This window comes from Vibrio sp. R12-SW3-ISO1 (genome assembly GCF_059834005.1).
This window is the reverse complement of record NZ_JCBDGK010000010.1, coordinates 1-7,442: the sequence shown is the minus strand read 5'-3', so window position 1 is coordinate 7,442 and position 7,442 is coordinate 1. Positions and strand designations below refer to the sequence as shown.

Sequence of the window (7,442 nt, the reverse complement as noted above, 5' to 3'; positions counted from 1 at the left end):
GGTTATGATAGGCGGCATTGAATTTAGCTCTAAGAATGTAAGAGGAAAAAATGGCTACAGTTAGCACGAATGAATTTAAAGGCGGCTTGAAACTCATGCTCGACAACGAGCCTTGTGTGATCCTTGAAAATGAATACGTTAAGCCGGGTAAAGGCCAAGCGTTCAACCGCGTAAAAATTCGTAAGCTTCTTTCTGGTAAAGTGCTAGAGAAAACCTTTAAGTCTGGTGACACATGTGAAGTCGCAGACGTTATGGATATCGATCTAGATTATCTCTATAACGACGGTGAATTCTACCACTTTATGAATGCGGAAACGTTTGAGCAGATCGCGGCGGATGCGAAAGCCGTGGGCGAGAGCGCAAAATGGTTGGTGGAAAACAACACCTGTATGCTGACGCTGTGGAACGGTAACCCTATCGTTGTAACGCCACCTAACTTCGTTGAGCTTGAAGTGACAGATACCGACCCTGGCCTGAAAGGTGATACACAGGGTACCGGTGGTAAGCCTGCTACGCTATCAACCGGTGCTGTGGTTCGTGTACCACTGTTTATCTCTATCGGTGAAGTGATCAAAGTCGACACGCGCTCAGGCGAGTACGTGGGTCGCGTAAAATAATCACCCGATGCGTGATAGCGTGAGAAAAAGGCCACATCGTGGCCTTTTTTGTTTTTTCGGCTGCGGCAAAGTGTCACAATAGCCTGAGTTTGTTAGTGATATAGAGATCAAAGGTTCTCGTTTATGAAAGCGTCTTTGCAAATTTGGTTGGGTGCGGCTCGGCCAAAAACGCTCCCGCTGGCGCTGGTGTCGATTTTGACCGGTAGCGTGCTAGCGTACTCTCATCATGAGTTTTCTCTACCGATCGCACTGTTGGCGTTTGCGACGGCGACCTTATTGCAAATTCTCTCCAATCTCGCCAATGATTACGGTGATGCCGTCAAGGGCACCGATAACGACAAACGTCTTGGCCCGATGCGCGCCATCCAGTCGGGCGCGGTCACGACCCAAGACATGAAGCAAGCGATCGTCATCAATGTCATCATGACGATATTGTCCGGGCTGGTTTTGGTGTTCTACGCCTTAGAGAGTGTGCAAAGTATCTTGGCCTTTATCGGCTTAGGGGTACTGGCGATCATCGCTGCTATAGCGTATACGGTGGGGTCGAAGCCTTATGGCTACGTCGGGCTCGGCGATGTCTCTGTGTTTCTCTTTTTTGGTTTGCTCGGTGTGGCCGGGACCTATTTTCTTCACACTGGTGTTGTCCAAGTGTCATTGATTCTTCCGGCGATAGGCTGCGGGTTGTTGGCGGTTGCGGTACTGAATATCAACAACATGCGCGATATCGAGAACGATCAAGAGTGCGGAAAGCGTACGGTTGCAGTGCGCTTGGGCCAACAACGCGCGAAGCATTATCACTTTTTCTTGCTGGGCTTCTCTCTGTTAGCCTTTGCGCTCTACTTACTTCATCAACCAGAACCAATGTGGGTCAGCTTGCCGTTTTTGCTCAGTGTACTGGTGGTGTTCAAACATGGCCGAGCGGTCTGGTTGGCGAATAAGCCTGCCCAGATTGCGCCGATGATGCCGGTGATTGTTAAATGCTCCTTGCTGACCAACCTGCTGTTTGCTGGCGTGGTCGTCGTGCAAACACTGATGAGAGTCTGATCACCTTCACAAGAGCTTGTATTATTGCGCCTTGTCATTGCAATGACTTAATGACCGGATATACTCGAGTGAGTCAACCAACGGTTTGGGAAGGTAACTCATGGAATACAATACGTCCGCTTTGTGTGATGTTTATATGGATCAGGTCGATGTGGTCGAGCCCATGTTCAGCAACTTTGGCGGCAGTGCGTCATTCGCTGGCCAAATCACAACGGTGAAGTGTTTTGAAGACAACGGGCTGATTCGTGAAGTGCTCGAACAAGACGGCTTAGGCCGTGTGCTGTTGGTCGATGGTGGCGGCTCACTAAGACGTGCGCTCATTGACGCTGAGCTCGCTTCTCTTGCTGAAGAGAACGAGTGGGAAGGCATTGTTGTCTATGGCTGCGTACGTGAAGTCGATGAGTTAGAAGACATGAGCATTGGCATTCAAGCCTTGGCCTCGATTCCGGTTGGTGCGAGCTCACAAGGCGTGGGTGAAACGGAAGTGGCCGTCAACTTCGGTGGCGTGACCTTCTTACCCGAAGACTACCTTTATGCCGACAACACAGGCGTGATCCTCTCCCAAGAGCCACTTGATATAGATTTAGACGTCGATGAGACCGATGTCGTCGATGAGACGCTCTAAATCACCACACCAGCTTCGGCTGGTGTGTTCGTTTCTAGGCCTTACTTTCCTTTAAATCCTGACTCATTTTGAACGTTTACGGGTGTAGCGGTGCAGACAAGTGAGCGCTGCGTAGTTTGAGCGCGTAGAGGTAGGCGAGTACACCGCCGATGATATTGCCAACAGCAATGCCGATAAACAGTCCTTCAATGTCATACCAAAGACTGCCGAACCAGGCACAGGGTAGGGTGAAAATAAACAGCCGCATAAAGCTCCACTGAAACGCTTTGAGCGGTTCATGCAGCGCATTCAGCCCTGAGACCAGCATCATCAACATTCCTTGAAACCCATAGCTAAAAGGCACAACGAGTAAGTAGTGCCATAACAGATCTTTGACCGCTTGCTCTTGAGAAAATAGGGAGGAGATGGGAATGCTCAGCGGCACCATCATGACAAAAATCCCCAATTGGAAAATCAGTGCAAAGCGCATGGTGAGGAACAAACCGGCGAAGCCGCGCTGCGGATTTTTCGCGCCCAAGTTCTGAGCCATAAACGGAGTCAGGGCAGAGGTGAGCGACATCAGCACCAAGATAAGAATCGACTCCACCCGCTGCGCTGCACCGTAGGCCGCTACGGCACTGGTGCCGTGCGTCGAAAGCAGTATCATCAGAATCGCACCTGAGAGCGGTGTCATGGCATTTGACAGCGCCGCCGGCGTGCCGATTTTCAGAATGGATTGGCAATCACTGCGAAGGGTGGTGAGGTTTGGTTTGGCGAGCAGCTTCTCGCGCCATGTGAGTACATACAAGGAGCCTAACAGTGCCCCTGCCCAGCTGAAGGCGCTTGCGATCGCCGCGCCTTGAATCCCGAGTGCGGGAAACGGGCCGTAACCAAAAATCAGTAAAGGATCGAGCACGCCATTAATTACGCCGGCCAACATCATGATTTTAGCCGGGGTTTTGGTATCACCCGTAGCGCGAATGGCACTGTTTCCCGCCATCGGAATGACGAGCAACGGTATGGTTAAATACCAAATCGCCATGTATTGGTTGATAAGGGGAAGTAAATCTGGCTCAGCGCCCAGCAGTAGAAAGAGCGGCTCAATCGTCAGTAATCCACAGATGGAGGCCAACGCCACTAAGGTTACCGCCAACAGCAAACCGTGGGTCGAAAATCGCGCTGCATCGGTGGTATGGCCTTGGCCAAGTAGACGAGCAATGTTGGTGGAGATGCCCATTCCTATGCCCATAGTGATGCAGTTGACGGCAAAGGTGACAGGAAAGGTATAGCTGACCGCTGCCAGCGCTTGGGTACCGAGCAGAGAGATAAAAAACGTATCGACCAGATTGAACATCAAAATAGCGATCATGCCAAAGGTCATCGGCACGGTCATTTGGCGCAAAACATCGGGAATGTGACCCGTTAACAGGCCATGTTTATCTTGCATCGAGGACGTCAACTCTCACGGGCGGAAAAGCGTAGCATACTTTATCTGCGCTATGACGACCAACCCCATCGTTCAGATGGTGTGAGGCGCACATATTTGAGGGCGGCTTTGGGTTTTGTACCGCGCAATAAAAAAGGCCAGCGCAAGCTGACCTTTGTCTATGTCCATAAAGAATGGATTAAGCTTTTGCTGCCGCCGCCGCTTTTGCAATCGCTGCAAAGCTCTTCGCGTCAAGAGAAGCGCCGCCAACAAGAGCACCATCGATATCTGGTTGTGAGAAGTACGCTTCTGCGTTTTCTGGCTTCACAGAACCGCCGTACTGGATGATCACTTGCGCAGCAACCGCTTCGTCTTTTGCAGCGATAAGTGCGCGGATAGAAGCGTGAATGCGTTGTGCATCTTCTGCCGTCGCTGCTTTACCTGTACCGATAGCCCAGATTGGCTCGTATGCGATGATGGCGCCGTTTAGCGCTTCAACACCGTAAGTGTCGATCACTGCATTGATTTGACGTGCACAGACAGCTTCAGTCTCGCCCGCTTCGTTTTGCGCTTCAGATTCACCGATACAGAAAACAGGGGTTAGACCGTTTTCTTTTAGGAAGTTGAATTTCTTTGCGATGAACTCGTCAGATTCGTTGTGGTATTCACGACGCTCAGAGTGGCCGATGATGATGTGAGAAGCACCGAAATCTTTCAGCATTTCTGGCGACATGTCACCAGTGAAGGCACCGCTGTTGTTGAGGTCAGTGTTTTGTGCACCCAGGATAATCTTGTTACCGCCTTCTGCGATGACACGCTCAGCAAGGTCGATGTAAAGTGCTGGTGGCGCAACGGCTACGTCGACACCTTCAACGCCTTCAAGCTCAGCGTTTAGACCCGTTAGCAGCTCAGTGACCATTGCTTTGCTGCCATTCAATTTCCAGTTACCCATCACTACAGGACGACGCATAGGAATACTCCCTCTCTTTTTAACGTAGAACGTTCATTAATGTAAAAAATCTGGGTAGGAATATAACAGATTAAATGGTCCAGATCATGATTACCGTCATGTCTTATTGGGTTTGTAAACCTTTTGCCGACTGCCTTGCGCATGGATTTAGCATAACTGACCGCTCTGGCAGTGATCCCGTAGACAGAATCGCTGGCATCGAGTGCGAAATAAGTACAGAAATTGATAATAGTGGCGTATACCTATCCAACCAGCGCACTAAAAAGGGAACAACATCGATGCCAAACCTAGTTATGGAATACTCCAACTCTGTGGATGAGCGTGTTAATGTGCAAGGATTGCTCGAGGATTTGCATTTCGTGGTTTTACAATCAGGCCTGTTCGACACCTTATCCGTCAAGTCTCGCGCATTGCGCTGCCATCATTGGCTGCTTGGGGATGAAGGTGACAGTAGCGATTTTATTCATATTGGCTTCGAGCTGTTGGCGGGAAGAACTGAGGAACAGAAGCGTGATTTATCACGTCAATTAATGGCGGTGTTGCAACAACAAGCGGGACATGTGCGTAGCTTAACCGTTAATATTCGCGATATGGACCCGAGCTGTTTTCAAAAAATCATCAATTAACTATTAGGGAATACGATGTCAATTAAAGCACTGCTGTTTTCATTTCAAGGCCGCATTGGTCGTAAGGTTTATTGGCTGTGGAATGTGGTTTACTACCTAGTGATTGTAAGCTTCGCTGCGACACTCAACGCGGTTATTCCAGTGACGGCCCATCTCATCCTGCCGGTGTTCCTTGTCATCGTGTTGATTCCTGACTTAGCCATCACCGCCAAGCGTTGGCATGACAGAGACAAATCCAGTTGGTGGCTGTTACTGAACGTTCCACTTGTTATCGGACGTATGACGATGCCAGTGGGTGACCCTGGGCAAGTTGCTCAACCGGCGGCGCTGCAAACCGCCATTTCGGTCGTCGCGATGATTTGCGGAGTGTGGATTTTGGTCGAGTGCGGCTTCTTTAAAGGCACAGAAGGTGAGAATAGGTTTGGCCCGCAGCCAGAATAATCGGCTGCCTATCGCAAGAGAGTTTCTATCACCCTAGGCTATTTACGAAGAAGGACTTCTTCCACTTTGTGGTTGAGTCCTTTTTTTAGGATCAGCTGCGCCCGCTCGCGAGTGGGTAAGATGTTGTTACGCAGGTTAATACCATTGATGGAATGCCAGATCTCTTTTGCTTTATCTATCGCCTGCTGTTTCGACAACTGGGTGTAGTGGCTGAAGTAAGACCCCGGTTTAGTGAAGGCGCCGGAGCGAAATTTTAGAAAACGCTCAATATACCACTGCTCAATCACCTCACTGTTGGCATCGACATAGAGGGAGAAGTCCAAGAAGTCGGAGACAAACACACGATGAGGATCGTGCGGGTAATCCATCCCACTTTGTAACACATTGAGCCCTTCGATAATCAGCACATCAGGTCTATCCACCACTTTGACTTCATCGGTGATGTCATAGGTGATGTGAGAGTAGACCGGCACTTCCAAGTTGGGCTTGGCGGCTTTGACGTCTGAGACGAATTGCACCAAACGCTTGATATCATAAGATTCAGGAAAGCCTTTACGGTGCATAATGCCACGTTCATCGAGTACGCGCTTGGGGTAAAGAAAGCCATCGGTGGTCACCAACTCGACTTTTTGATGGTTATCCCAACGTGACAGCAGGGCTTGGAGTAAACGAGCGGTGGTGCTTTTGCCGACCGCCACACTACCGGCAATCCCAATAATAAAGGGTGGAGCACTCTCTTGGTTGCCCAAGAAATTGTTCAGGACGGTATTGCGACTTTGCCGAGCGGCGACATAGAGATTAAGCAATCGCGCTAGGGGCAGATAAATCTCGACCGCTTCTTCCATCGTCAGGCTTTCGTTCACGCCTTGCAGCTCCCGCAAATCCTCTTCAGACAACGTCATGGGCACAGAATTGCGTAATTCTGCCCACTGCTGTCGGGTAAAAGAGAGATAGGGAGTCATGTGTCGTCCTAACCTGAGTTGAAGATGCGAGCAGCGACATTACAACAACGGACTTAGATTGCAAACGAGATGATCGATATTCGCGTGATTTGCCCGACAATTTGCTCGATTTTTCAACAAAAAAGCAGAAACTATCCAATTTGGCATTTTTTTTTGGATTTGCTATTGCAAGGTAGAAAATCATTCAATAGAATGCGCACCACTTATGCCGACTTAGCTCAGTAGGTAGAGCAACTGACTTGTAATCAGTAGGTCACCAGTTCGATTCCGGTAGTCGGCACCATTTCTCTATGCGTCTCTTTTAGAGAGCGAGAAATGGATAAAAATTTGGAGGGGTTCCCGAGTGGCCAAAGGGAGCAGACTGTAAATCTGCCGGCACTGCCTTCGATGGTTCGAATCCGTCCCCCTCCACCATATTCTTTAGGAAATAGCTCGAAGAGTTACGTGTTGCGGGCATCGTATAATGGCTATTACCTCAGCCTTCCAAGCTGATGATGCGGGTTCGATTCCCGCTGCCCGCTCCACTCATTATGAGTGCTGATATAGCTCAGGTGGTAGAGCGCATCCTTGGTAAGGATGAGGTCGGCAGTTCGAATCTGCCTATCAGCACCAGCTCTCAAGCGAACTTTTCCTTTTGATACTTTCTTTTTACTAAACTACGTTTAGTGATTGAGAATAAGTTTATCACCAATTTGTTTGGTTACGTGGTCTTGCGCCACTTAAAATCCGTACCTAGAGGGACTACTCATGTC

The 7,442-nt window shown here is 49.5% G+C and carries 8 protein-coding genes and 4 tRNA genes; 9 read left to right on the top strand and 3 right to left on the bottom strand.

What is annotated here, in order from left to right:
- Positions 1-50 precede the first annotated feature (50 nt).
- From efp to rraA, 3 genes are all read left to right on the top strand, one after another.
- The gene (gene efp, locus AC6R0R_RS02895) at positions 51-617 is read left to right on the top strand and encodes an elongation factor P (RefSeq protein WP_334555632.1); all 567 of its coding nucleotides are present in this window, start codon (positions 51-53) and stop codon (positions 615-617) included.
- Between the two features lie 123 nt (positions 618-740).
- The gene (locus AC6R0R_RS02890; RefSeq protein ID WP_487902600.1) at positions 741-1,661 is read left to right on the top strand and encodes a 1,4-dihydroxy-2-naphthoate polyprenyltransferase; all 921 of its coding nucleotides are present in this window, start codon (positions 741-743) and stop codon (positions 1,659-1,661) included.
- Positions 1,662-1,761: 100 nt separating this feature from the next.
- Entirely contained in the window at positions 1,762-2,286 is a 525-nt protein-coding gene (gene rraA, locus AC6R0R_RS02885; RefSeq protein ID WP_334555630.1) for a ribonuclease E activity regulator RraA, read from the top strand.
- A 76-nt stretch (positions 2,287-2,362) separates the two neighbouring features.
- Here the strand turns inward: rraA and AC6R0R_RS02880 are convergent, their stop codons facing one another.
- Together AC6R0R_RS02880 and tpiA are read right to left on the bottom strand one after the other, a co-directional pair.
- On the bottom strand, positions 2,363-3,712 hold the full coding sequence (locus tag AC6R0R_RS02880) for an MATE family efflux transporter (protein WP_500625636.1): 1,350 nt from the start codon (positions 3,710-3,712) through the stop codon (positions 2,363-2,365).
- Between the two features lie 178 nt (positions 3,713-3,890).
- A complete protein-coding gene (gene tpiA / locus AC6R0R_RS02875; protein ID WP_010445251.1) occupies positions 3,891-4,661 on the bottom strand; it encodes a triose-phosphate isomerase in 771 nt (256 codons plus the stop codon).
- 278 nt (positions 4,662-4,939) lie between these two features.
- Here tpiA and AC6R0R_RS02870 point away from each other — a divergent pair, with 278 nt between their 5' ends.
- Positions 4,940-5,287 (top strand): 5-carboxymethyl-2-hydroxymuconate Delta-isomerase, encoded by a 348-nt coding sequence (locus AC6R0R_RS02870; protein ID WP_334555628.1) that lies wholly within the window; start codon positions 4,940-4,942, stop codon positions 5,285-5,287.
- A 15-nt stretch (positions 5,288-5,302) separates the two neighbouring features.
- Complete coding sequence (locus AC6R0R_RS02865; protein WP_500625635.1) at positions 5,303-5,728, top strand: DUF805 domain-containing protein; 426 nt, start codon at positions 5,303-5,305, stop codon at positions 5,726-5,728.
- A 38-nt stretch (positions 5,729-5,766) separates the two neighbouring features.
- On the opposite strand, the gene coaA is transcribed toward AC6R0R_RS02865, so the two are convergent.
- Positions 5,767-6,690 (bottom strand): type I pantothenate kinase, encoded by a 924-nt coding sequence (coaA, locus tag AC6R0R_RS02860; protein WP_500625634.1) that lies wholly within the window; start codon positions 6,688-6,690, stop codon positions 5,767-5,769.
- Between the two features lie 207 nt (positions 6,691-6,897).
- Here coaA and AC6R0R_RS02855 point away from each other — a divergent pair.
- From AC6R0R_RS02855 to AC6R0R_RS02840, 4 genes are all read left to right on the top strand, one after another.
- Positions 6,898-6,973: transfer RNA gene (locus AC6R0R_RS02855), tRNA-Thr, on the top strand.
- Between the two features lie 46 nt (positions 6,974-7,019).
- A tRNA-Tyr gene (locus AC6R0R_RS02850) sits at positions 7,020-7,104 on the top strand.
- A 35-nt stretch (positions 7,105-7,139) separates the two neighbouring features.
- A tRNA-Gly gene (locus AC6R0R_RS02845) sits at positions 7,140-7,214 on the top strand.
- Between the two features lie 12 nt (positions 7,215-7,226).
- A tRNA-Thr gene (locus AC6R0R_RS02840) sits at positions 7,227-7,302 on the top strand.
- Positions 7,303-7,442 lie beyond the last annotated feature (140 nt).